We start from the raw sequence: 25,831 nt of genomic DNA, 5'->3' as shown, positions 1-25,831 counted from the left end.
AACGTCAAAATAGTGACATTATATTTATAATATTAGTTAAAATATAACACCTAAAGTCATATAATTCATAGTTATGAATCTACTATTTAACAACATCAGATGCATAGCTATGACAATGATCACATGAAGTGACAATTTAGGTGCTCTATCAATCAATATAAGTTATTGTGTTAGCGCAAGATAATTCGAATATTAACGTAAGATTTAAGTGCTTAAAAACATCATAAAACGCACGGCGATCGGTTAACAATTTTACAACTATTGACGACTGCTAATTTAGCGATCGTGATTTTTTTGGCGGTTCATCTAAATTTTGTATGTAAGCTTTCAAACTGCAGAGTTAGATGTCGGCCTATTTTGGGGAGATGCAAATTGAATTGGATTCAAACGACTACATTAGGGTTAGCTATCGTATTGAGTTTGCCGACTAAAGCTCAAACCTTAGAGCAAGCCGTTGCGTTTACTTTAGAAAGTAACCCTGAAATCAAAAGTGCGTATAATGAATACGTAAGTAAGCGTTACCTTAACGATGCCTCAGGCGGAGCTTATCGTCCAAGTATAGACTTAGATGGAGGGATCGGGTACGAACATACCGACCTTGCAACCAACCAGAACACGACAGATCTGACACGAAAAGAAGCGACGATTACGTTGACCCAACTAATATGGGATGGCGCGAATACGTCAAATGATATCGATCGTACCGCGGCTGATGCAGAATCTGTACGCTATCAACTGCTATCGAACGCGCAAGACATCGCATTAGAAGTCACTAAGGTTTACCTCGATGCAGTAAAAGCCTATGAAGTGCTGTCACTGTCAGAAAACAACCTAGCGACACACAAAGAGATTTATAGTGACATTCGTAAGCGTGTTGAGTCTGGTATTGGTTCAACGGCAGATATGTCACAAGTAGAGGCTCGTATTGCGAAGGCTCACGGGAACTTACTTGCTGCGCAAAATAACCTTTTTGATACCCACACTCAATTTAAAAGGCTTGTAGGCCAATCTCCGCTAGGATTAACCTTCCCTCGTGCAGATGCTGGCGCAATTCCTTACACCGTCGATGGCGCATTAGCGAAAGCGTTTAATCAACATCCAGTGATTAAGATCGCGCAAGCGGATGTGGATTCAGCGAAATTTCAGTACAAACAATCGAAAAGCACCAACTACCCGACCGTCTCTTTTGAAGCGGCTCAAACCTGGCGTGATGATGCCGGAGGCACACCGGGTAGCAGTGACGAGTTCTCTGCCATGGTTCGCTTGAGGTATAACCTCTATAACGGAGGCTCAGATCAAGACCGAGCAGAAAGTGCAGCCTACCAATTGAATAAAGCCAAGGATCTTCGCGAGAGCACTTATCGTAATGTAGAAGAGAGCTTACGCCTTTCGTGGAGCGCACTTGATTTAACTGTGCAGCAAAAAGAGTTCCTGTCAGATCACGTAGATTCGGCATCAGATACGGTTATCTCGTACGAGAAACAATATCGCATCGGTAAACGTACCCTTCTCGACTTGCTTAACACTGAGAACGAGTTGTTTGAAGCTCGTAAAGGCTATTTGGATGCTAAGTATGACGAGCAATACGCAAAATATCGCGTAATGAACGCAACTGGTAACCTACTCATCGGTTTACGAGTTGAAACCCCAGAAAAATGGAATGAAAAGGTGGAATATTAATGAAGCTTACCAACACAGTATTATCGCTTTGCTTCATGGCTGTATCTACCAACGCTATAGCTGAAAACAACGAGGACGAATTTGAATATCACGCTCTTCCGCCTGTCACTCAAATCTACGATCTACAAGATGATGATAATGATGGCGTAATCAATGCTCGTGATTTATGTGCCGATACACAAATTGGCGCTGAAATAGATAACGACGGTTGTGGTTCATATTTTGAATCCACCGAGCAAAAAGAGCTTCACATACTCTTCGCCAATAACTCTACTGAAATTAACCCGGTCTTTCTTGGGCAAATACGCCAGATGGCAGCATTTTTGAAGCGTTATGAAAGCACGAGTATCGAATTACAAGGTTATGCTAGTAAAGTGGGCAATGCAGCACACAATTTGAAGCTGTCAAAAGAGCGCGCTGCTCATGTAAAACGGGCTCTGATCAGCAATGGTATTCAACCGTCTAGAGTCAATATCGTCGGTCACGGTGATTCAGACTTCAGCAGTGATGACACCCAAATCAATCACGCACTTCACCGAAAAGTTGTCGCTTCTGTTGTTGGATTTAAAGGCAACATAAAAGAAGAGTGGCACATCTTCACCAAAATCAAAAAGTAGCTTCAAAACTACTTTCACCATACTGAATCGCTATCTTAAGCTAACGTTTCAGTATGGTGATAATTCCTTGAATAGCATGTACCTAAGCCGTCTATAATGTTAATCTTGCCTCGTTATCAACATAGAGAATTAATCCATGAGCAAACTAACAGCTGATACTCAAGCAAATCTAGAACTTTTCGTTTCTGAAACACAAGAAACTAAACTGGTATGGGGCCTTCGCAATGAAGAAGGTTGGCTAGCATGTGACTCAAGTGAATTCGAAAGCAGCGAAGTGATGCCTTTTTGGTCTTCAAAAGAAGATGCTCAGACTCACAACGTTGAAGAGTGGGCTGACTTTGAAGTATTAGAAATTCCACTAGATATCTTTGTAGAAGATTGGTTACTGACTCTTGCTGAAGACGGCGTTCTTGTTGGTACTAACTGGAATGCAACATTAGAAGGCAAAGAACTTGAGCCTTCTGACCTAGCGAAATTATACATCTAATTTCCAATATCGGTCGTGCGAAAGCGTACGGCCGATATACCTCTGATAACTCTCAATAAATTAGAGACCTCCCTCGCACAACCTCCCACTAACCTCATCCAAAAATTGAAGCAACATCAAACTAATAATAGAATATCGTTCTTTATCTGATTGATACTTTCTTGTGATTCACTCTGTTTTAATTACCTTTCTGCTTTTCACTAGCTTTTATTCCTATAGCGAAGTATCAACGCCGGATCGTCACCACGATTCACCAATCAGTTCCTCTAATCAAGAGGCAAACACCACGCCAAATGCTAATTGGAATGCACTTTATCTCTCCACTTTAAATCACTCCCCTGAGCGCGCATTAAACATGCTGCAAACACGTTATACGAGCTCAACAGCATATGGGGATAAGCTTTACCTAGCGTCTCTTCTGTATCAATACATGAGCCACCGCGATCAGCCATTTTACGGAGTCGCTTCAAACGACAGCGACTACCAAGTGATAGAAACAACGTTTATTTCTGCATTGATGAAAGACGGCAAAGGCCAATATGAGGAAGCACAACAAGGCTTTCTGACACTTTTAGCGAAAATGCAATCACGTAGCGACTTGACCGGAAAAGCATTACTAAAGTACCAGTTATGTCGTTCTCTGAACGAGCAAGCAAAATACCATCAAGCGAATTATTACTGCTCTGCGCTTCAATCCGACCTACGCGACATCGCAGATCCAGTATTACCTAAATTTGGAACTTATCGAGTCATCGCCAACAATCACCATTTTCGTAGCGACTATCAAGCAGCGTTAAGTACTTATCTCGCACTGATCAACGTGTTCCCACAAGGACATGATATTTCGGGAATCTATAACGATGTAGGTAATTTGCTCAAAGAGCTAAAGCAATACGATAAATCAGCGCAGTATCTAAAAGAAGCGCTCGAACTCAGAGCCGACGCTTCAGATTTGATGAAAGCTCAAGTACATCATAGCTTGGCTGATTTGTATCTTAGTCAAGGTCAAAGCGACCTAGCGATTACCCACTTTAAGAAATCCAAAGTACTGTTGAGTACCTCATCCCATAACTACGGCATCGCTCTGACAAACCTTGGTTTAGGCAAAGCCTACACACAAACCAACGACTATGATTTGGCGAGAGACTATTTAGTCGAGTCTCTGTCCGACTCCAGCGAGCTAAACAACGATGTTATTCGCATAAACGCGTACTTAGCAATCAGCGACATGTTCGAAGAAAGAAAACTAACGAAGGAAGCGCTGAATTATGCACAGCAAGCTTTAGAGTTAGCCGAGCAAGTCACAAGACATAAGTACATTGCTCAAGCGCTTCTTCAGCTTTCAGAAATTCATCAAGTACTCAATGATTACCAGCAGGCTTTCTATTTCTACCAACGATACTCGACCATACAAATGGAAGCACGAGATATCGATAACCGGCTTGCATTTGAAGCGCTAGATCTCACCCATGCCAAATACGAGCAAGAGCTAGAAAACTCTTTTCTAGTACATCAAGCAAAACTCGACCAACTTCATATCGAAAAAATTGAGCATCAAAAGTGGGTCTACAACATCATTGTTATTCTATTGTTATGTGGGGCAAGTTTTATGGTATTCACTAATAAAGCTATTCGCGCAAAAGCAGCAATTGACGCAATGACAAAAGCGTACGGCCGCACCGAAATAATACGAAGAATCAAACGAGTGAAACGCTGTAAAGGCGCGGATAAGCAACACGTTCTGGTTTTGCTAGACCTAGATAAGTTCAAGAGGATAAATGACGAACATGGCCACCCTACTGGTGATCGAGCACTCGTCCATATTAGTCAACAAATAAGAAAGCACTTGATGACTGATGAATTGTTTGGCCGCTTAGGCGGTGAAGAGTTTCTTATCATGCTGACCGACACTAAACCTTCTGAAGTACGAGAGCGTGTTGAAGAGTTGCACTACGCGATATCAAGCACTGTCTTCTTATCAGAAAGCAAAAAGCCACTCAATGTAACCGCGAGTTTTGCTTATCTAGCAACCTCAGACGCATTAAGTGACTTTGATGACTTGTATTCGGTTCTTGACCAAGCACTTTATCAAGCGAAAAGTAATGGCCGAAACTGCATCATCGATGCTTATAACGACCCAATCGACTTACCTGATGTTATTTATTCTCGGCCTGTTTGCGAACCAACTCAGCCATAATGCCTTCGCGATCACCTATGTAATCGTTAAGGCCAACTTTTCTTAGTTCACATGCAGGACAATCACCACAACCGTCGCCGATGATGCCGTTGTAGCAAGTCAGTGTTTTATTGCGAACAAGCTCAAGTGCTGAATATTGGTCGGCCATCGCCCATGTTTCAGCTTTGTTCAGCCACATCAGTGGTGTTTTAATATCAAGCTTCTTGTCCATGCCCTGTACAAGCGCAGAATTCATCGCTTTTACAAAATCATTGCGACAATCAGGGTAGCCAGAGAAGTCTGTTTCACACACACCAGTAATCACAGTTTCAGCACCGATTTGGTACGCGTAAATACCTGCCAAAGTTAAGAAAAGAATATTACGACCAGGAACAAACGAGTTCGGCAATCCGTTCTCTTGTAGCTCGTGTGATACAGGGATATCATCACGAGTTAGAGAGCTGATCGCTAGCTCGTTTAACAGCGTCACATCCATCACTTTATGCGCTTTCACACCAAGCTCTTTCGACAATGATTCAGCCACTTCAATCTCTAATTTGTGGCGCTGACCATAATCAAACGTGATCGCATGAACTTCATCGTACTCTTTTAATGCTTGAACAAGACACGTTGTTGAGTCTTGACCGCCACTGAATACTACGACTGCTTTTTTCATCTTAAATCCTTACTTAAATCTTCGACTAGCGACTTATCTAGGCCAGTAAATAAATGCAACCTATGCGATGCTCAAATATTTGTGAGTTTGAATAGACAAACGCCAATTACGTTCGATACAAGTATCAATACACAGTTGCGTTGCACGTTCTTTTTGGCTGATAGGCTGAAGTGCAATGACTGTATTTTCAGGAACATCGGCTCTAGCAATAAGAGCATCTAGTTGCTCGATATCTTTACCAGTACCAACAGGGTGTTTGATTTCATTCGCACGAACGAGTGCGCTATCAAGGATATCCAACTTGGCTTTCATCGCCACCTTTGGTGACACTGTAACCCAAGTGTCAATTGTTGCTTTGACTTCTGATGTTCCGCTGGTCTCAATCTGGCAGCGACAACCGTGTTGCTCAAATGCTTCAGTAAGAGGACAAGATCATAAATGCACGGCTCACCACCGGTAATCACAATGTGCTTAGCCGTGTAACCTTGCTTGATGTATTCATTCACGATGCCTTGAGCATCAATTGAAGACCAAGTCGGTGAATCCTCTGTCTTAACCATGATATCGCCAAGGCTAGTTTCATCTTCAGGTAATGCTTCCCACGTCTGTTTGGTGTCACACCAAGAACAGCCTACTGGGCAAATTTGTAGACGAACAAACACAGCAGGAACGCCCGTAAACACGCCCTCACCTTGGATGGTTTCAAACATTTCATTAATCTTGTACAACTTACCCTCAGCTCAATCATTTGATGAAATTAATCAACCGCAGACCTTAAAGCACTTGCTCCTTTTGGTCAAACAAATGAGTACTGATAAATGAGTTGATCAAAGCCCTAGCCTGAACTTTCAAGTTCCCTTATCCTTTCGCCCATTAGATTTCGTTAGCTTTTAATTTTTTAGTAAGGAACAACATGTACAAACTGATTGCTCTTGATATGGATGGCACTCTGCTCAACAGTGACAAAGTGATTTCTCAAGAGAATAAAGACGCGATTGCTAAAGCACGGGCTGCAGGTGTGAAAGTGGTTCTGGCTTCTGGTCGCCCTTTAGAAGGTATGCAAAGTAAGTTAGACGAGCTTTCAATCAACGGCGAAGATGACTTTGTGCTCTTCTACAACGGCTCTATGGTTCAAAATATCTCTACAAAAGAACTGATTCATAGTGAAATCAGCAATGGTAAAGCAGCGAAAGAGATCGCAGCACTCGCTGAACAACTTGGTGGTTATGTTCATGCATTCAGCAAGATTCATGGCTTAATCACTCCTGAAAACAATGAATACACCGCTATTGAAGCGCGTATTAACGGCTTAGATATTACCGAGTTCGACTTTTCTCAACTAGAAGACGACCACGAAATCATCAAAACTATGATTGTTGCTGAGCCAAGCAAGCTCACCGAAATCATCAGCAAGTTGCCACAAGAGCTTAAGACTCAATTTACCATTGTGCAAAGTGCACCTTTCTTCTTAGAGTTCTTAAACCCAAATTCAAACAAGGGTGTGGGTATTGAGGCTATTGCTAAACATTTGGGGATTGCTGCGGAAGAAGTGATCTGTATGGGCGATGCTGAAAACGATCACCATATGCTTGAATACGCGGGCATGGGTATTGCTATGGAAAACGCAATGGAAGAAACCAAGAAGCTCGCTGATTACATTACGGCGAGCAACGACGAGCACGGTGTAGCTGTCGCGATTGAAAAGTTTATCTTCAACTCATAAGCACTAGATAGAGCCCTCTACTTTATCTGTCTCACCCTAAAGTACATTGATATAAAGAAGGCTGTGCATTGCACAGCCTTCTTTTTTACATGAGTCGTTCCACTTATTATTGTCTAGCCCAAGGCAGACGAAATGCCACGACACCGAACAAAATCAAGATTGGAAAACGTAAGGTCTCTACAATAAATGAAGCGATACCACTAAATGAGACAAAGTTCCCAGCCCAACTGATCAACAAATTGCCGGTAAGTAACATAACAATAACCCCAACCACGATCTTAAACGAAAACTGACCCACCAAAGGTTTTGAGTCCGTCAACGTCACTAAACATGCAATCGTCATCAAAATTGCCAACCAAAAAGTGAATGTCGGTAATGGCCAGATAACCGTCAACACAACCGATATCAAGCATAAGCCCCACCAAACAGCTTTAGAGCTTAGCAATACACTAATATCAACATCAGGTTTCGCGTCTAATCTCACGATATGCCACGCCGCTAATGCGCCCATAAGGCCGCCCATCAGTACATCACTAAAGAATGCACTACCAGAGTATGACTTAAACAGCATGATCCAAAGCAGACCAACGACCACCATCGCGAGCGATTTCTGATCAAACAAACGCTTTAACTTCCAAAGCACTAACAAGGTTAAGCTGACCCATAAGGCCGCTAACAGGCTAGGAAAACTATACCCACTGCTCATCACCAATTTCAGTGTTGGAAGGTAGGCATGTGGGCGTGGAAAACCAAAGCCTTGGTGAGCAATTAAAGTAAGGAGAGTCACTGATATCAGCGTGAAACCAAATTTCAACGCGAAATTACGGCCAAAATACCAAGCGACTAACGGCAAAACCACGATAAAGATCCACGGCTTCGCGAATAAGTCTGTCAAAAGTACCGTATTAGCAAAAACATTCGGCAGATTATCAAACGTGTTTTGAAGTGAAACAATCCAGTTCAATTCAACTTGATGAACTTTAGGAGCTGCGCCCACCAGCTCAGTCACGTAAGTCACCGGTTGATTTGTCGCGGATAGAAAAAATTCGTTAATCTCAGGCCATTGTTCAGGATAGCGATATTGGTTTGCTTCCAATTCAGTTGGCGGCAATAGCATCGCTCTGCTCACTTCCACCCCATAATGAGGAGCGAACCAAATTGGTAGCTCAAAGCCACCTAACTCATTTCGAGCTTGGTAGCTGATCACTTCAGAATCAGAAATACAATCATACACAACGGCACTGTCGGTATAACCCAACACATCACCGACCGTAACGGACAAACCCGCCTCTTCCCAAGTTTCACGTTGCGCTGCAACCGCTGGCGGTTCACCAGAGACCACTGTTCCACCCGGCAGAGATAAATGACCGGTGATCAATTCATCAACCAACACGATTTGGTTATCAGCACGTACTACACACAAAGCGCCCGCGATATGATCAGGCAAGGTGTTGTTAGCCCAAGCGGAAGTAGCACTCAAAAGAGACAGAATAAAAACTAATAAATATCGAATAACCAACGAATTTACCTAAAAATAAGAGAAGAAAAAGAAGACAGCTAATACATCTTGCTTAGTGTAATCAAACCCACACAAAATCGCTGTCTATGTTTTGTTCAAAGCCTTTCTCATCCATTGAATGTGAGGTGTGAACCCCATTTTTTGATAGAAGTCCTTGGCAGGTGAATTAAAGTCCCAAACCTCCACAAAAACCTGGGTGACACCATAATCTTCAAAAGTAGATTCAACGCGATTAAACAACATTTGAGCCACATCCGCTTTTCGGTATTCCGGCAACACAAAAAGCTCATCGACACTGCCCATCTGAACCGGTTTACTCACGGTAGAAATAAGCTCACAAAAATGCCCCGAGATGAAGCCAACAATCAGCTCACCTTTTAATGCCACATACACCAAGCACTCAGGATCATCTAAGTATCGTGCAATACTCTTTTCCTGCTCTATCTCTTCCGCCGTTTTAAAATGTTCAGGACACGCCATATGATGATGGTGGTGAAGATCAAACATCAACTCATTCAGTTGCTCTAGATCGGTGTGCTTTGCAGCCCTTAAGATGACATTCATGACAAGTACGTTTCTCAAACCCAATTGATAATTAAACTGAGTCTAGTTTACTTGCAGTGAGTATCTATACAAGTTATTGAATTAATTCGTTGTTTGAACTGAGGGTTTTAGATGCAAAAATGGCCACATAAAGTGACCATTTGTTTTGATTTAGATTGAATTGATGAAACGTGTATCGAAGCTCTCGCCTTATGCGCCGTTGTCTTCTTTCGCTTCATTGAGTTCAGCAAGCTGTTGTTCCAGTTCAATAAGCTTAATTTCCGCTTCCACTTCTGCAACGCGCTTTTCAGCGTCAGTACGATTATCTTGGGCTAAACCATCTGCCGTCACTTGAGTTCGCTGAGCATTTCGCGCGTCATCCGTGTCTTTCATAGAACCCGCAACACCCCCAGTCACACCGCCTAACGCTGCGCCCTTAACGGCTAAGCTTGCGTCTCCAGTTAACGCGCCTGCTGTTGCTCCTAATAAGGCACCACCAATCGCACCACGATTACGCGCTGCGTTTTCATTTTCGTTGTCTGTTGCAGGAGATGCACAGCCAGAAAGAGTCACAATCAGTGTCGCTAAAAGAAAAGGTTTAGTGAATGTCATAGGAGTCTCGCTTAGTTCTTCGTTTGGAATGAAGCCATCTTAAATAGAACCGATAACGAGATAAATAAAACCAAGTTTAGAAGATACATAACATTCAGCTATGTATTATTTAACCAACACATAACTAGAGGGTGACACACACCCTTGATTGAACTCTGATCATCAAAAATTAAATAGCGAAAAAAACGACCAATAAGGTCGCATCCATAACTCTTCTCTCTATAGCTTTTCTAGTTCAGCTTTAGCTTTTAGCCTTGGACCAAAAGTTCTGCATATCGGCTGTGCTAACGGGTGGCCTTACACCACAATCCCGATAATGATTTTTATCTCCTATACCCAGTACCTTACCATTTCCCTCATCAATCATAGCGGCAACTTGAACACCGTCTCCTTGGTGGCGAGTCAGCACCACGATTTCGCCCGCTCTTTGTGACTTCACCGCGCCTAAAATTTGATACTCGTAGCGGCCTTTTCTTGAATTGACGATCATCTTGGAGTTAATTGGATCAGCACCATACCCGACACCAATATCAAACACGGCTTGGTACAAATCGACACCTGTCTTGGAGACACATTTAAATATCTTGGGATGGCTCAAAGGTTCTAGCAATGCCCGACTCGCTTCATCCTTTGAAATACTGGCACTAGCAGCACCACTTATCAGTAAAGCACTCAACAAAAAGTAAGCTCGCATAAAAAGACCTCAATATGTGGGATTCATAATGAGGTCATAGTAAATGCGCTGAATTGCGAGATGAATAAAGCCGAGTTTAGGTAAAGCATCACACTGAGTTATGCTTCAATAATCCAGACCAATCTTAATCTAAACCACCAAGCTAAAACCTAACTTAGTCTTACTTACCAAGCTTTTCTGCAATTTCCGTTAGGCTTGTTGGATCATCAATCGTTGAAGGCACCACATATTGCTCGCCTTCGGCTATCTGTCGGATGGTTCTACGTAAGATCTTGCCCGAGCGCGTCTTAGGCAACCTCTCGACCACCAAGGCTTGCTTAAAACATGCAACCGCACCAATCTCATTTCGAACCTTACCCACTAGCTCAGCTTGCAGCTCAGTGCCATCGACTTTCACGCCATCTTTTAGCACGACTAAGCCTAGTGGGAGCTGCCCCTTCAAGTCGTCGTGAATACCAACAACGGCACATTCAGCAATTGCTGGGTGACCACCAACGATCTCTTCCATTTCACCAGTAGACAATCTATGTCCTGCGACGTTAATCACATCATCAATACGACCCATGATAAATAGATAACCGTCTTCATCGAGATAGCCACCGTCACCAGAAACATAATAGCCTGGAAACTGACTCAAATAGCCGGATTCAAACCGATCATGATTACGCCATACCGTAGGTAAACAACCAGGCGGTAATGGTCGTTTGAGTGCCACAAAACCTTGTTGATTCGTTTGTGCTATTTCACCCAACTCATTGAGGATCTCCACTTGATAACCCGGTACAGGTTTCGTTGAAGAGCCCGCCTTTACTGGCAAAGACTCAAGCCCTGTAGGATTTGCAGAGATAGCCCAACCCGTCTCCGTCTGCCACCAATGGTCGATAACCGGTTTATTGGTATAAGACTCGACCCAATCCAATGTTGGCGGGTCTAAGCGCTCTCCCGCCATGAAAATCGACTTGAGCGATGATAAGTCATACTTGGTGAGCAACTCGCCTTCAGGATCTTCTTTCTTGATTGCTCTAAATGCTGTTGGCGCGGAAAACAACACATCGACTTTGTACTCTTCGCACACACGCCAAAACGCGCCCGGATCTGGCGTTCGTACTGGCTTACCTTCAAACAAAATGGTCGTACAGCCATGAATCAGTGGCGCATAAACAATATAGGAATGCCCAACCACCCAGCCGACATCGGAAGCAGCCCAAAACACGCCGTCTTGCGGCATATCGTAGATAGTGCTCATCGAGTATTTCATCGCAACAGCATGTCCGCCATTATCACGTACAACACCTTTGGGTTTACCTGTCGTGCCTGAGGTATACAAAATATATAACGGGTCTGTCGCCAGAACGGGGACACACTCATGAGGCTCAGCGCCTGCAACGACTTGTTGCCAATGCAAATCACGTTCGTTGTTTAATTCTGAAAGGCATTGCTCTCTTTGGAACACTACGACTTTTTCAGGCTTCCAACGACTATCCATAATGGCTCGGTCAACCATCGGTTTATACGGCAGAACTTTGTTGATTTCGATACCACATGAGGCGGTAATCAAGACCTTGGGCTCAGCATCTTCAATTCGAACCGCAAGCTCGTGGGGCGCAAAACCACCGAACACCACAGAGTGCACTGCGCCCAACCTTGCACAGGCTAGCATTGCCATTGCCGCTTCAGGAATCATCGGCATGTAGATAACCACACGATCGCCTTTGGTTACGCCCTGTCCTGCCAACATACCAGCGGTCTTAGCCACTTGTTCACGAAGCTCATTGTAGGTGTAAGACGACTTAATACCCGTAACGGGTGAGTCGTAAATCAGCGCGACCTTATCACCACGACCATGTTCACAATGATAATCCAACGCCAACCAGCAGGTGTTCATCACCCCATCAGGAAACCAACGCTCAATACCGTTGTCGTCAGTTTGTAAGATCGTTTTTGGTGACTCAAACCAATCTATCGCTTGTGATTGTGTTTCCCAAAACGAATTTGGGTCTTCCCTCGCCCATTGATACTCGGTGATGTAATCTGTTTTTCTAGTCATTCGATTCGTAGCAGACATAGTGCCTCCTCCATGATTTATCCATTTTTCCAAGCGCCTAGCTTTTGGCCGTTCACTTGGGTGCACTCTTCTCTCAGCGTTGTTTTCGGAACATTTAACTGATCACGACAATCGCTTTACTTAGGAAAAGGCACACGAATGGCACCTTCCATGATCACTCGGGCACTACGACTCATTATCGCCCTTTCTATTTTCCAACCGCTTTCCGTCTGCAGAGCTTTAGCACCCACCTTCAAGGTTCCTGATGGATGACCAAAAGTCACAACATCACGGGGCCCCTCACCGGCTGCTAAGTTAACTAACGTACCCGGAACACTCGCCGCTGAAGCAATGGCGACCGCAGCAGTGCCCATCATAGCGTGATGTAATTGCCCCATAGACAAAGCTCGTACCAGAAGATCGGTATCGTCAACTGATACCGATTTACCACTTGAAGCCTGATACGCTTGAGGCTTAGCAACAAACGCGACTTTCGGTGTGTGTTGACGTAATTCCGCTTGTTCTAAGGAATCGATAAGTCCCATTGCAACTGCGCCATGTGCTCGGATGGATTCAAACAATGCCAAAGCTTTCGAATCACTGTTGATATCCAATTGAAGCTCAGTACCTTGATATCCCACCGATTCCGCATCAACAAAAATGGTCGGTATACCAGCGTTAATGTAAGTCGCTTTGATACACCCCAATTCAGGAACATCTAAAAAATCTACGACATTCCCCGTTGGGAACATGGAGCCACTCGCATCAGCTGGGTCTAGAAAATCGACTTGGATTTCAGCAGCTGGGAAAGTGACACCATCGAGTTCAAAATCACCCAACTCTTGGACTTCACCATTAACGATAGGAACATGAACAATGATGGTTTTCTCTATGTTCACTTGCCATACTCGCACCTCGACCACACCGTTTTTTGGAATACGGTTTGAATCGACTAAGCCACTATGAATAGCAAATGGACCTACCGCTGCAGATAGGTTTCCGCAGTTACCACTCCAATCGACAAACGGCTTGTCTATTGCCACTTGACCAAAGAGGTAATCAACATCGTGATCGACTCTGTTGCTCTTCGACACGATCACGGTTTTGCTGGTACTCGATGTTGCGCCACCCATTCCATCGGTTTGTTTACCATACGGATCTGGACTGCCAATGACTCTCAGTAACAACTTATCTCTCGACTCTCCAGCAACTTGCGCTGAATCAGGTAAATCATTCAAGCTAAAGAAGACACCTTTACTCGTTCCTCCCCGCATATAGGTCGCAGGCACTTTTATCTGTTTAGTGTTCATCACAAGCTCCTACTGGGCGAGAAAGTCTTTGGCGAAACGTTGCAACACGCCACCAGCGCTGTACACATTCACTTCGTCTGCGGTGTCTAGTCGGCAGGCCACGGGAACATCCAGCTTTTCTCCGTTTTTACGAGTGATCACTAAAGCTAAATCAGAGCCTGCTTCAATATCACCATACACGTCGTAAAGCTCGGTGCCGTCCAGCTCTAAAGTATTTCGATCCGTACCCACTTTGAATTGCAGAGGCAATACACCCATGCCGACCAAGTTGGTTCTGTGAATGCGTTCAAAGCCTTCTGCAACAATCACTTCAACACCCGCTAACCGCACGCCTTTAGCCGCCCAATCGCGTGAAGAGCCTTGTCCGTAGTCTGCGCCAGCAACGACAATCAGAGGTTGTTTACGATTCATGTAGGTTTCTATCGCTTCCCACATACGAGTGACTTGACCTTCAGGCTCAACCCTTGCTAATGAGCCTTGCACGACTTCTCCAGCATCTTTCACCATTTCATTAAACAGCTTCGGGTTAGCGAATGTCGCTCGTTGTGCGGTTAAGTGATCACCTCGATGAGTCGCATAAGAGTTAAAGTCCTCTTCTGGAACTTCCATTTTCGCCAAATACTCACCTGCCGCACTCGAAGCGAGAATCGCGTTTGAAGGCGATAGATGATCCGTGGTGATATTGTCACTTAAGATCGCCAAAGGTCTCATACCAGAAAGGCTTCGCTCACCAGCAAGTGCCCCTTCCCAATATGGAGGTCTGCGTATATAAGTGCTCTGAGGTCGCCAATCATAAAGCGGCTCACTAGTCACCTGTTCCTCGTCTGGCTGGAACATTTTCACGTAGATTTGTTGAAATTGCTGAGGCTTAACATGCTCACCGACAACCTCATCAATTTCTGCATCACTTGGCCACAAATCACTTAGGTAGATTGGTTGGCCGTTATTGTCTGTACCTAGGCTGTCTTTCTCGATATCAAATCGAATCGTGCCAGCTAAAGCATAAGCAACCACCAATGGCGGTGAAGCTAAAAACGCTTGTTTAGCATAAGGATGGATTCGACCATCGAAATTTCGGTTCCCAGATAATACGGCGGTTGAATACAGGTCGCGGTCTATGATCTCTTTTTGAATAGCTGGGTCTAAGGCACCGCTCATTCCGTTACAGGTAGTGCAGGCATAGCCGACGATACCAAAGCCTAATTGTTCAAGTTCAGGCAGCAAACCTGCAGATTCAAGATATAACTTGGCCACCTTTGAACCTGGAGCGAATGACGTTTTAACCCACGGCTTGCGAACTAATCCAAGCTGATTGGCTTTCTTAGCGACCAAAGCAGCGGCGACGACGTTTCTTGGGTTACTGGTATTGGTACAAGAGGTAATCGCCGCAATGATCACGGCGCCATCTGGCATTTGGTCGTCGGAATATCTTTCAGCGTGTTGCTCTTTCCAGGATGCTTGACTGATGCCTTGATTGGCAAGTTCGCTGGTTGGCAAACGGCGATGAGGATTCGAAGGCCCCGCAAGGTTGCGCTCAACTTTAGACAAATCAAACTCAAGCACACGTTCGTATTGAGCAGAATCTAGATCGTCAGCCCATAGTCCGGTTTGTTTGGCGTAACGCTCAACTAGCTCAACCTGTTCGGGTTCTCGCCCTGTCAGCTTGAGATATTGAATAGTCTGCTCATCGATGTAGAACATACCCGCAGTCGCACCATATTCTGGTGTCATGTTCGATATTGTTGCGCGGTCACCAATGGTTAGTGCACGAGCCCCTTCACCGAAGAATTCCAAATAGCTTGAGACCACTCTCTCATTGCGAAGAAACTCAGTAATCGCGAGGACAATATCCGTTGCCGTTATCCCTTCTTGTCTTTGACCAGTCAGTTTAACGCCGACAATATCAGGCAATCGCATCATCGAAGGACGACCTAACATCACAGTCTCGGCTTCCAAGCCACCCACTCCGATTGCGATTACGCCCAAAGCATCAACGTGAGGCGTATGGCTATCGGTACCGACACAGGTATCAGGGAACGCTATGCCTTCTTTGGATTGAATAACCGGAGACATTTTCTCTAAGTTAATCTGGTGCATAATTCCATTACCTGCAGGAATCACACTTACGTTTTGAAACGAGGTTTTACACCATTCAATAAAGTGAAAACGGTCTTCGTTTCGACGCTCTTCAATGGCGCGGTTTTTATCAAATGCTTCGCTATCAAACCCGGCATGTTCAACGGCTAAAGAGTGATCAACAATCAATTGAGTTTCGACCACTGGGTTTACTTTGGCAGGGTCGCCACCTTGATCCGCAATCGCATCGCGTAAGCCAGCTAAATCAACCAAAGCGGTTTGACCTAGAATGTCATGGCACACGACACGCGCAGGATACCAAGGAAAATCTAAGTCACTCTTACGCTCAATGATCTGTTTTAAGCTGTCTTCAAGGGTTTCAGGATTACAACGTCTTACTAATTGTTCCGCCAATACTCGCGACGTATAAGGCAAAGTTTTATAGCTGCCGGGTGATATCGCTTCTATCGCTTCACAAGCGTCGAAATACTCTAAAGGAGTACCGGGTAAAGGCTTACGGTACTGGTTTCGTTCAAGGTTCTGGGTCCGTTCAAGTTTCACATCAGACATACATCCACCATTATCTGTTAAATTCTATTCATTGGTTCTCGAGGTCTTATCATGTGAAGACAAAGGTCACCTCGAGATATAAGTCGGTTCGATATAGAGGATTAACGTAGATGAATAGGCAGCCAGTCTTGATGCTCTGGACCCGTGTAGTCTGCGCTCGGACGAATGATGCGATTGTTTTCTCTCTGTTCGAACACGTGCGCTGTCCAACCTGTAAGGCGGCTCATCACAAAAATTGGCGTGAACAGTTTAGTTGGGATATCCATGAAGTGATAAGCAGATGCATGGAAGAAGTCAGCATTACAGAACAGGCCTTTCTCTCGCTTCATAACGGCTTCAACGCGCTCAGACACAGCATAAAGCTGTTCGTCGCCAACTTCTTGGGAAAGCTCTTTCGACCAACGTTTAATTAAGGCATTTCGTGGATCGCTCTCACGATAAATGGCATGACCGAAGCCCATGATTTTGTCCTTATTAGCAAGCATCGTCATGATGTTTGCTTCTGCTTCATCAACGGTTTTCCAATCTTGGATCATTTCCATCGCCGCTTCATTGGCGCCGCCATGCAAAGGGCCTCTCAACGTACCAATCGCTGCGGTGACACACGAATGAATATCCGAAAATGTTGAGGCACAAACACGAGCAGCAAAGGTTGAAGCGTTAAACTCGTGTTCCGCGTAAAGGGTGAGCGAGCAGTGCATCACCTTCTTATGCAATTCACTTGGCGTCTTGTCAGTCAGCATCTTCAAGAAGTAGCCGCCTAAACACTCTTCACTTTGATCTTCAGTATCAATTCGCACACCATCGTGGCTAAAGCGGTACCAATAACAAATAATGGCAGGGAAAAGCGCAAGCATACGTTCGGTCGCAGGCAATTGTTGAGAAAAGTCTGACTCTTGCTCTAAATTACCTAACATTGAACAACCCGTTCTCATCACATCCATAGGATGAGCATCTGCGGGGATCAGTTCTAAAGCTGCTTTCAATGGTTGAGGTAAACCACGCAAGCCAACTAACAAGGCTTTGTAGTCATCGAGCTCTTTTTCAGTGGGTAAATGACCTCTTAGTAACAGGTGAGCCACTTCTTCAAACTGAGCGTGATTGGCAAGGTCGGTAATATCGTAGCCACGATAAGTTAAACCCGTTCCTGACTGGCCCACGGTACATAGTGCGGTCGTTCCAGCACTTTGGCCACGTAGCCCTGCACCACCAATCGCGGGTGTACCGGTTGGTTTCGCGCTTTCATTCTTGTCTACGTTATTGTTCGCCGTTGACGCATTGTCGACAGTTGCTTTATCACTCAAAGATACAGACATGTTGAACTCCTTTTCTTTGTTAGCCGCCTGCACTCTTTGGTGCTGACTATTTATATGTCCGACGCTTTTTAAAATCGGAACTGGATGTGGCGACTAACATTTCACGTTATTGGATTAAGTTGATTTTTATTAATTGAAGTTGGATTTATTCTTCACTCGAAAACAGCTGATCAAGCTTGTTCTCGTAATCGTGGTAATTCAGATGCTCGTAGAGCTCTTTACGGGTTTGCATGGAATCCAGCAGTGCTTCTTGATTGCCTTCAAGCAGCAAGTGTTTGTACACATTCTCTGCTGCTTTGTTCATCGCACGGAATGCACTCAATGGATAAAGCACCATATCGACACTCGACTGCGCCAGTTCGTTACAGTTGTAGAGCGGCGTTTGACCAAATTCGGTGATGTTAGCCAAAATAGGCACATGTTTACCCGTTGCTGATTTCAGCGCTGCCGAGAACTTCACGTACTGATCGAGTTGATTCATCGCTTCAGGGAAAATCATGTCCGCACCCGCTTCAACACACGCAATCGCTCGTTCAATCGCACTGTCAATTCCTTCAACCGCCAATGCATCCGTACGAGCCATAATCACAAAGCTTTCGTCGGTTCTGGCATCTGTTGCCGCTTTTACTCTATCAACCATCTCTTGCTGACTAACAATTGCTTTGTTTGGTCGATGACCACAGCGTTTCTGAGCGACTTGGTCTTCCATATGGATTGCTGCTGCCCCTGCTTTTTCCATCGCGCGGATAGTACGTGCGATATTGAACGCGCCACCGAAACCCGTATCGATATCCACCAGCAAGGGCAAATCACACGCATTGGTCATACGTTCAACATCCACCAACACATCGTTCAATGTGGTGATACCTAAGTCAGGCAAGCCGTAAGACGCATTGGCGATGCCTCCACCAGACAAATAAATGGCCTGGTGACCCAAGTTCTTTGCCATCATCGCGCAATACGGATTCACAGTGCCGACGATCTGCAATGGATCGTTGTCTTTCACAGCTTGTCGGAACTTTGCTCCTGCTGATAACTTCATAATGACGCTCCCTGTTAATTGTTTATTTCTATCTAATCTTTATAACTACTGATGTTTAGCTCTCGCCAACGCAGATCCGCTGGCAAATATCAGTCGCCTGTTAACCAAGGTCTTTGGATTGAATTTGTTGCTCTATAAGCAGTCTACTGCCCGAGATGTGTCTTCGCATTAGCATTTCCGCTAACTCTTCATCACGGTTACGAATCGCTTTTAGAATGTATTTGTGTTCATCAAGCGCCTCTTTTGGTCGAGACTGTGCTCTAGGCGATTGGTAGCGATACATGCGCAGTAGGTGGTAAAGCTCATCACACAACAATGAAATGAGCTTGCTATTGCGACTTGCTTTGATAATTCGGTAATGGAAATCGAAATCACCATGTTGATGAAAATAAGAAGAACCCTCTACTTCATCGATGTGTTGGGAATGTGTCGACAGTAAACCTTCAAGCCCAATCAACTCTTCTTGCGTGATGTGTCTCGCCGCTAAGCGTGCCGCCATTCCCTCTAACGCCTCGCGCACCGCATATAGCTCTAGCAGCTTGTCTGCGGAAAAGGTAATAACTCGCGCTCCAACGTGAGGAATACGTTCAATCAACCCAAGTCCCTCTACACGCATTATCGCTTCACGTAATGGCCCTCGACTTACCTCGAAGCGTTTCGCCAGCTCTGGTTCCGAGATCTTACTGCCCGGTGGTAGTTCACCGTTAACAATCGCCTCAACGAGGTACTCAGTCAGGCTTTCCGATTTGGTATTTTCTTTATCGCTTACACGTATTTTCGTGTTTGCACTTAAGGTGAGATCTTTTATCGCAGTATTCATATTCACGCTGCTCACTTCTGATTGTTGAGTCTTAATTGTCAACAATTCCATAACATGAACATAAAATACACGATTAAATTGTCGACAATCAAGTAGATTGTCGACAATTTAGACTAAGGTAGTATTTTTATTAATCGGCAGACAAGTAGTAAGACGAAGCAACAGAAGACAATAAACACATGCTATTCATAAGCTTAAATCATGAACGAGCTTACCAAGCTCTTACCTACCTCAAAGTTGGTCGAAAACAATGTGTCGACAACTAACAGCTCAACTTGTCAAACGCAGCTCCTCCATGTCTATCCACAAGCTCAACGATAGACAGATATAAAAAAGGCGCACTCAGGTGCGCCTTTCGTTTATAGAACTCGTTCTAACAAGTCAACCTTTGGTCAAGCAATCTGACGAGTGACTTCGAGGTATTTATTGATATCAACAAAATCAATCTGTTCCGGTTTGAGATACTCTTCTGCATAACGAAGATGCGTACCACTAGTTAAGAACAATCTAAACAGTTCGATATCGAGATGTTCGTCCAACGCCATTTTGTGCATGATGTCGACAGCAACACTAATTGGCTTCGCTTTCTTGTAAGGTCGATCGGCAGCGGTTAACGCCTCAAAGATATCCGATATCACCAGGATACGTTCTGGGATAGAAAGATCCTCAGCCGTCAGCTTCCTTGGATAGCCTGTACCTTTAAGGGTTTCATGGTGAGTCGACGCATAACGGGGCACGCGGCTTAGCTCTTTCGGGAATGGCAGATTTTCCAGCATCTTGATGGTGCCAAGCATGTGTTCATTTATCTTGAACCTATCTTCAGTGGTCAATGTGCCTCGTGCAATACTTAAGTTATAGACTTCACCTAAATTGTATAAATGCTCAGGAACGTCCATTTTGATTTGATGTTTCGGGTCAAATTCTAATGGCCTATCTCTTTTCACGATATGCTCCGGCTTATCACTCAAGAGCGGCTCAGTTGCAGGTAAGCTTGAAGTCGATACCCGATTCATCGCTTCAATTGGCGATAGGCCAAGTTGATCGTCGAAATTACGCGTCCAAGTGGTTTCAGCGATAGAGCGAATGCGTGCGACCTTATCATCACTCATGAATTCACCACCGACGTTCGATGTCGCGATAAACGCAAAGTCATCTTGTAGTTGTTGCTTCGTCGCTGCGAGCTCATCGGTTACCTTCTGCGTTGGTAACTTACCCTCAAGTTGTTTTCTCAAAGCCGTAATCTCGGCATCACGCCAAAGTACTTCAAATCGCGTTCTCACCTCGTGAATTCGGTTGTAGTTAGCTTCTAGCTTCGTACCTTTATCGACGATGTGTTCAGGTGTCGTGATTTTGCCACAATCATGAAGCCAAGCCGCAATTCTAAACTCACGACGCTCATCATCATTTTTAAACTCAAAATCTTTGAAATGATCAGATTGTGATTTCTCAGCCGCGTCAGCCAACATCAAGCCGAGTTCTGGCACACGATTACAATGCCCTGCCGTATAAGCTGACTTATCATCGATCGCTTGAGCGATGAGTTTGATAAACGACTCAACAAACGCTTCTTGAGTTTGCTCATGTTGTTTGAGTTCTGTTGACATCTCTTTAACTGCAACTGACAACTCCCATATTTCCTTAATTCGAGTATCAAGCACAGTCACGCTGTCATAATCACGCAGCTTAATCTTACTCGTCTCGGCTTTTAATTGGCGTATAGGCCGGACAATAGGCGCACCAAAGATCCAAGCAACGGGTAAGGTTAGGCTCATAAGAAGCACGGTCACGCCAATGGAGGTTGCCACTCGCTTGTTCACCGCACTGTAAATTTCCGCTTCTGGTATCGCTACTGCAAAATATTCAGAGTACTGCTCACCCGTCTCAATCTTTTTCAGATATAAACGCTTAGCTTCACCATTGAGAACAATTTTAACCATTTCACCTTCGGTGGTCGCTGTCGCAGTTCTATCATAGAGCTCCGTATAAGGAATGGTTGTGCCCGTATTTAGGGCCGGATGTTGATACCACTTTTGCGATAATGCGGCTTTCTGTTCATCCGTTAATGCATTTATGGCTTGGTTGATGATCGGTAACAGCTGTTGATGTTTATTCTGCAGCACAATGTGGAACTGATTTGGATAGCTAGCTTTCAAGTCCGAGAGCGCTTCATTAACTTTGAGGTTTGCATGGAAAAACTTATCCAATGAAAACGACAGCACGGGCTTAGCGTCTAGTACCGCAAAATATTCGCCATTCTCAACAGCATCCAGTGCCGATTCCATATCGGAAAACTCAACAAGCTCGATATTTGGGAAGTCTGTTCTCAACTGAGGTGTAATCGACCACCCTGATAGAATCGCGACTTTTTCACCTTTAAGTTCAGCGTAATTTGATAGGGTTTGGACGTCATCTCGAGTTACAACAGAGAAAGGTAGTTCATAGATAGCGTCAGTGTATAAACCTTTCACACCATTGCTTGCGTAGTTCTGAATCGAATGCAGGCCATCAATGCTTCCTTCCTGAAACTTGCCGGTTAACTCCGCCCACGAAAAACCATTCACAAATTCAAATCTAACCCCGCTCATCTCACTGATCATTTTCAAGAGATCGATCGCGTAACCGTGTGGTTCTCCAGAAACAGAGAAATCCATCGGCCCCCAATCCTTTTGATTCGAGAACAACAAAGGAGGTGTTTTTTCTATGATGGCTTGTTGATCAGAAGACCAATTGATTTCACTAGCTTGAGGAAGTACTTGTGTCGTTTCAATATCACGATTAGACGCAATAATGTTGCCTGACTTGGAGTATAAGAAAGATTCAACCTGACTGTCTTCATCGAGATCCAATGCACTCGCAGATAACTTGCTTGCCAAAGAAGACAAGACGATATCTATGCCTATCACATGTTGTGTATCGCCAACAGCTTTTGATTCAAAGGCTAGAGAATAAGTTTGGCCTGTGATTTGGAGATGTTGGAAAAGGTAAGGCTGCGTTTTTTCGACCGTCTCTGTATTCGCGGATACGTACCAAGGTCTTGTCGTCGGAAAGTAATTGCTCGGTTCTGTCTTTGACTCTCTGAGGTTAAACTCAAGGTCATAGTATTTGGTCGTGCGGATACGGCCAGCTTCTCTGTCACTGATCTCAATAACAACCCAGCGATCTGAGCTATCAGCTCCAATTTTGTCTCTAACAAAAGGTGAAGACTCAAGATTGATGATTTGGAAGAAACGCTCGTTAGAAGAACCTATATAGATACTGTAAAACAGCGGATTGTCTTTTATCGCTTCAGAGAGGATTCCACGAGACTCTTCTCGAGAGATTTGGTGACTAATAGAGCGATGTACTGAAGAGAGTAAACGAGCGGTATTTATCGCATCTGAATCGACGTTACCGATATAATCGCTTAAGTCCTGAGATACCATGGTCAACTTCGACAAGGTATGCTCCGTCGCCATTTTTTTACTGAAGTAATATTGAAGTGAAACCGCAACGACCGCAGTCAGCACCGTTGCAAGCAAAAACATCCCTCCAACGGTAAACCGTAACGAGATTTTTGTGTTCGTCATTATTCTATCCTTGAATAACCACTAGCCCAGAAATGTAACATGCTAGCAATATTTATATTATTACTACGGCATACTATCTCTAGCAACACGCTATTCTATATATAATTTAAGATCTCCCTATATCCCCTTCTGCGTCGCAATAACCTCGTATTTAAATGACATTTAACAATATAAATCAGCAACCAATTACCATAATTAAATTAATGGTATTTGTTTTCATAAAATGGAAACACCTCACGCCTTTGTTATGATGCTTATTATATTATTTACTTTATGCTATAAATTTAGATATAAAGTTTTAACATCAAGTCAGTTCGTTAGTATCGACATAACCTTATGTCAGAACATCTTCGAGCATTATCAGGCGAGCCTATGACGGATAATTTCTCCCCTTCTGCCAGCACGATTGTGGCAAAAGATTCTAAAAGCAACGAGCATGCAGTCAGCGATTTTGCTATTTCTGAGTACTTATCGAAGCCTTTTAAAATCGAACTAACCATCATTTCAAAGAACTTCGTTATCGATGACCAACTGGGCCAAAAACTCTCTATCACCCGCTTTGTTAATGACACCGATAACTTGACCGCGACGCGGGTATTCAACGGCATTGTTACACAAGTTCAACTACTGGGTATGGACAGTAATCTGCAATACTCTAGTTACCGCGTCACCCTGCGGCCGTGGTTTTGGTTATTGAAACACACCCACTCTTTCCGTGTTTATCAAAGCCAGTCAACCAAAGACATCGTTTCAGACGTGTTAACCCAAGCAGGTTTCAGTGGCTCCTTTAAGGCTGGTACGATGCCCTCATCGAAACGGGAGTATTGTGTTCAATACGATGAAAGCGACTTTGATTTTGTAACACGCTTGTTGGCAGAGGAAGGCGTTCACTACTTTTTCCAACACAGCGATTCCGACCATCTAATGATGCTTCAAGATGCGCAGAGCCCTTTTCAAAAGTCTGATGCCAGCAAACTCGACATGATTGAAGTTCCTTCAGGTAGTAATCCACTGATCAATAAATGGATGCCACAAGGTCAGTTTCATGGTGCCAGCATCGAGTTAACCAGTTATGACTACTCACAGACTAAACTTGTGAGCAGCAAAGAGAAGAAATCCAGCCATACAATCGCTAACAACACCAAGTTAACGAAACAGTTTTACCCGCAACTTGGCATCACGGGTGGAATGGAAGATCTCGCCAGTAACCTAGTTAAACGACGTATCGAGCAACTAGAGCAAAACTATCAAACTGTCGAAGCCGAAGCACAACACGATTCGTTTGAATTAGGTACATGGTTCTCACTATCATCCCACTTAGACAAGTCTCAACTCGGCGATTATCTGGTCACGGAAATCCACATTCGATACAGCACTGAAAACCATTGCGAGACACGCCTCACCCTACTTGATACTTCAATTCCTAATTACCCGACGCCGCGAGATAAGGCCAGAATACACGGCCTACAAAGCGCAATTGTCGCAGGAAGCAGCGCGGGTGAGATCAATCAAGATGACCAAGGCCGGGTTCGTATTCAGTTTCATTGGGATACAGAAGCCTCTGGAGATAAAACAAGTTGTTATGTGCGTGTCGCTCAGATGATGGCAGGCAGTGGCTACGGTGCTCAGTTTATTCCGAGAGTAGGACAAGAGGTACTGGTCAGCTTTATTGATGGCGACCCAGACCAACCAATTATTACAGGAAGCGTTTATAACAGTAAAAACCCGCCACCTTATAAAGAAGCCAATTCGACGAAAACAGGCATTAGCACTAAATTGAGTGGATTGGCGAATGAACTCTATTTCGATGATAAGAAAGACAATGAGCTCTTGTATATGCACGCGACCAAAGACTTCACCAAAGAAGTCGAGAACAACCTGACTGAGACCATCAAAGGTGAGCTGCTACAGAAAACAACCAAGCAAGTTACCGTCTCAACAGAAGATAATTACACACTTAGTTCAGACAAAGCGATAAGTGAGAAAGGCAAATCAATCTCACTAGAAGCCGATGACAAGATAGAGCTGACGGTAGGATCGAGCAAGATCACCATGTCTTCATCTTCCATCAGTATCGAAGCCAGTAACATTGATATTAAAGCAAGCAGCGCACTCAACCTTGAAGGGATGAATGTAACAAGCAAGGCAACATCCGCCAACAAGATCTCCGGTGTAACAACGGCTCTCGAAGCAACAAGCTCCAACAGTATTAAAGGACTCAGTGTCGCCATTAAAGCGGATACGACACTGTCAGCTGAAGGCTCATTAAGTGCCGAATTCAAATCTGGTTTGAAAGGCACTTTCGATGGCGGCGTAATGGGCGAGCTGAAAGGCGCAATTGTTAAGGTGAATTAATGTGT

General features: G+C 44.3%; 18 protein-coding genes and 1 pseudogene. 6 read left to right on the top strand and 13 right to left on the bottom strand.

The annotated features are described in order from the left end of the window. The first annotated feature begins 372 nt into the window (after nt 1-372). From IHV80_RS07250 to IHV80_RS07235, 4 genes are all read left to right on the top strand, one after another. Nucleotides 373-1,680, top strand: coding sequence for a TolC family outer membrane protein (locus tag IHV80_RS07250; RefSeq protein ID WP_192890606.1), 1,308 nt, complete (start codon nt 373-375; stop codon nt 1,678-1,680). After that, entirely contained in the window at nt 1,680-2,297 is a 618-nt protein-coding gene (locus IHV80_RS07245; RefSeq protein WP_192890605.1) for an OmpA family protein, read from the top strand. Before IHV80_RS07250 ends, IHV80_RS07245 begins: the two co-directional genes overlap by 1 nt. Nucleotides 2,298-2,433: 136 nt before the next feature. After that, on the top strand, nt 2,434-2,784 hold the full coding sequence (locus IHV80_RS07240) for a DUF2750 domain-containing protein (RefSeq protein ID WP_010438559.1): 351 nt from the start codon (nt 2,434-2,436) through the stop codon (nt 2,782-2,784). Nucleotides 2,785-2,947: 163 nt separating this feature from the next. Next, nucleotides 2,948-4,981, top strand: a complete 2,034-nt coding sequence (locus IHV80_RS07235) for a diguanylate cyclase (protein ID WP_192890604.1) — start codon at nt 2,948-2,950, stop codon at nt 4,979-4,981. Here the strand turns inward: IHV80_RS07235 and queC are convergent. Then, nucleotides 4,941-5,636: a 7-cyano-7-deazaguanine synthase QueC gene (gene queC / locus IHV80_RS07230; protein WP_192890603.1), complete on the bottom strand. Its 696-nt coding sequence runs from the start codon at nt 5,634-5,636 to the stop codon at nt 4,941-4,943. The genes IHV80_RS07235 and queC overlap by 41 nt on opposite strands. A 60-nt stretch (nt 5,637-5,696) precedes the next feature. Beyond that, nucleotides 5,697-6,364 (bottom strand): annotated as a pseudogene (queE, locus tag IHV80_RS07225) (7-carboxy-7-deazaguanine synthase QueE). Between the two features lie 185 nt (nt 6,365-6,549). On the opposite strand from queE, the gene IHV80_RS07220 reads away from it, so the two are divergent. After that, the gene (locus tag IHV80_RS07220) at nt 6,550-7,359 is read left to right on the top strand and encodes a Cof-type HAD-IIB family hydrolase (protein ID WP_192890602.1); all 810 of its coding nucleotides are present in this window, start codon (nt 6,550-6,552) and stop codon (nt 7,357-7,359) included. A 106-nt stretch (nt 7,360-7,465) separates the two neighbouring features. On the opposite strand, the gene IHV80_RS07215 is transcribed toward IHV80_RS07220, so the two are convergent. The 11 genes from IHV80_RS07215 to IHV80_RS07165 all read right to left on the bottom strand — a co-directional run bounded on the left by IHV80_RS07215 (nt 7,466) and on the right by IHV80_RS07165 (nt 23,471). Beyond that, a complete protein-coding gene (locus tag IHV80_RS07215; protein ID WP_192890601.1) occupies nt 7,466-8,878 on the bottom strand; it encodes a bifunctional NUDIX hydrolase/phosphatase PAP2 family protein in 1,413 nt (470 codons plus the stop codon). Nucleotides 8,879-8,962: 84 nt separating this feature from the next. Further along, nucleotides 8,963-9,442, bottom strand: coding sequence for a GNAT family N-acetyltransferase (locus tag IHV80_RS07210; RefSeq protein ID WP_192890600.1), 480 nt, complete (start codon nt 9,440-9,442; stop codon nt 8,963-8,965). A gap of 189 nt (nt 9,443-9,631) precedes the next feature. After that, nucleotides 9,632-10,033 (bottom strand): glycine zipper domain-containing protein, encoded by a 402-nt coding sequence (locus IHV80_RS07205; RefSeq protein WP_192890599.1) that lies wholly within the window; start codon nt 10,031-10,033, stop codon nt 9,632-9,634. Between the two features lie 241 nt (nt 10,034-10,274). Next, nucleotides 10,275-10,727 carry a hypothetical protein gene (locus tag IHV80_RS07200; RefSeq protein WP_192890598.1) on the bottom strand — a complete coding sequence of 151 codons (453 nt, stop codon included), beginning with the start codon at nt 10,725-10,727 and terminating at the stop codon, nt 10,275-10,277. 160 nt (nt 10,728-10,887) lie between these two features. Next, the gene (locus IHV80_RS07195) at nt 10,888-12,792 is read right to left on the bottom strand and encodes a propionyl-CoA synthetase (RefSeq protein ID WP_192890597.1); all 1,905 of its coding nucleotides are present in this window, start codon (nt 12,790-12,792) and stop codon (nt 10,888-10,890) included. Between the two features lie 116 nt (nt 12,793-12,908). Then, a complete protein-coding gene (gene prpF / locus IHV80_RS07190; RefSeq protein WP_192890596.1) occupies nt 12,909-14,081 on the bottom strand; it encodes a 2-methylaconitate cis-trans isomerase PrpF in 1,173 nt (390 codons plus the stop codon). Between the two features lie 9 nt (nt 14,082-14,090). Beyond that, the gene (gene acnD, locus IHV80_RS07185; RefSeq protein ID WP_192890595.1) at nt 14,091-16,727 is read right to left on the bottom strand and encodes a Fe/S-dependent 2-methylisocitrate dehydratase AcnD; all 2,637 of its coding nucleotides are present in this window, start codon (nt 16,725-16,727) and stop codon (nt 14,091-14,093) included. Nucleotides 16,728-16,828: 101 nt separating this feature from the next. Continuing rightward, entirely contained in the window at nt 16,829-18,043 is a 1,215-nt protein-coding gene (gene prpC / locus IHV80_RS07180; protein WP_192890594.1) for a bifunctional 2-methylcitrate synthase/citrate synthase, read from the bottom strand. Between the two features lie 145 nt (nt 18,044-18,188). Continuing rightward, nucleotides 18,189-19,085, bottom strand: coding sequence for a methylisocitrate lyase (prpB, locus tag IHV80_RS07175; protein ID WP_192890593.1), 897 nt, complete (start codon nt 19,083-19,085; stop codon nt 18,189-18,191). A 100-nt stretch (nt 19,086-19,185) separates the two neighbouring features. Further along, nucleotides 19,186-19,905, bottom strand: a complete 720-nt coding sequence (locus tag IHV80_RS07170; protein ID WP_192890728.1) for a GntR family transcriptional regulator — start codon at nt 19,903-19,905, stop codon at nt 19,186-19,188. 392 nt (nt 19,906-20,297) lie between these two features. After that, nucleotides 20,298-23,471, bottom strand: coding sequence for an HD domain-containing phosphohydrolase (locus IHV80_RS07165; RefSeq protein WP_192890592.1), 3,174 nt, complete (start codon nt 23,469-23,471; stop codon nt 20,298-20,300). 372 nt (nt 23,472-23,843) lie between these two features. On the opposite strand from IHV80_RS07165, the gene IHV80_RS07160 reads away from it, so the two are divergent. Beyond that, the gene (locus tag IHV80_RS07160) at nt 23,844-25,826 is read left to right on the top strand and encodes a type VI secretion system Vgr family protein (protein ID WP_192890591.1); all 1,983 of its coding nucleotides are present in this window, start codon (nt 23,844-23,846) and stop codon (nt 25,824-25,826) included. Nucleotides 25,827-25,831: the final 5 nt, after the last annotated feature.

It is taken from the genome of Vibrio bathopelagicus (genome assembly GCF_014879975.1).
GTDB classification, from domain to species: domain Bacteria; phylum Pseudomonadota; class Gammaproteobacteria; order Enterobacterales; family Vibrionaceae; genus Vibrio; species Vibrio bathopelagicus.
The sequence above is the reverse complement of the archived record's forward strand: the minus strand, read 5'-3'. Positions and strand labels throughout refer to the sequence as shown.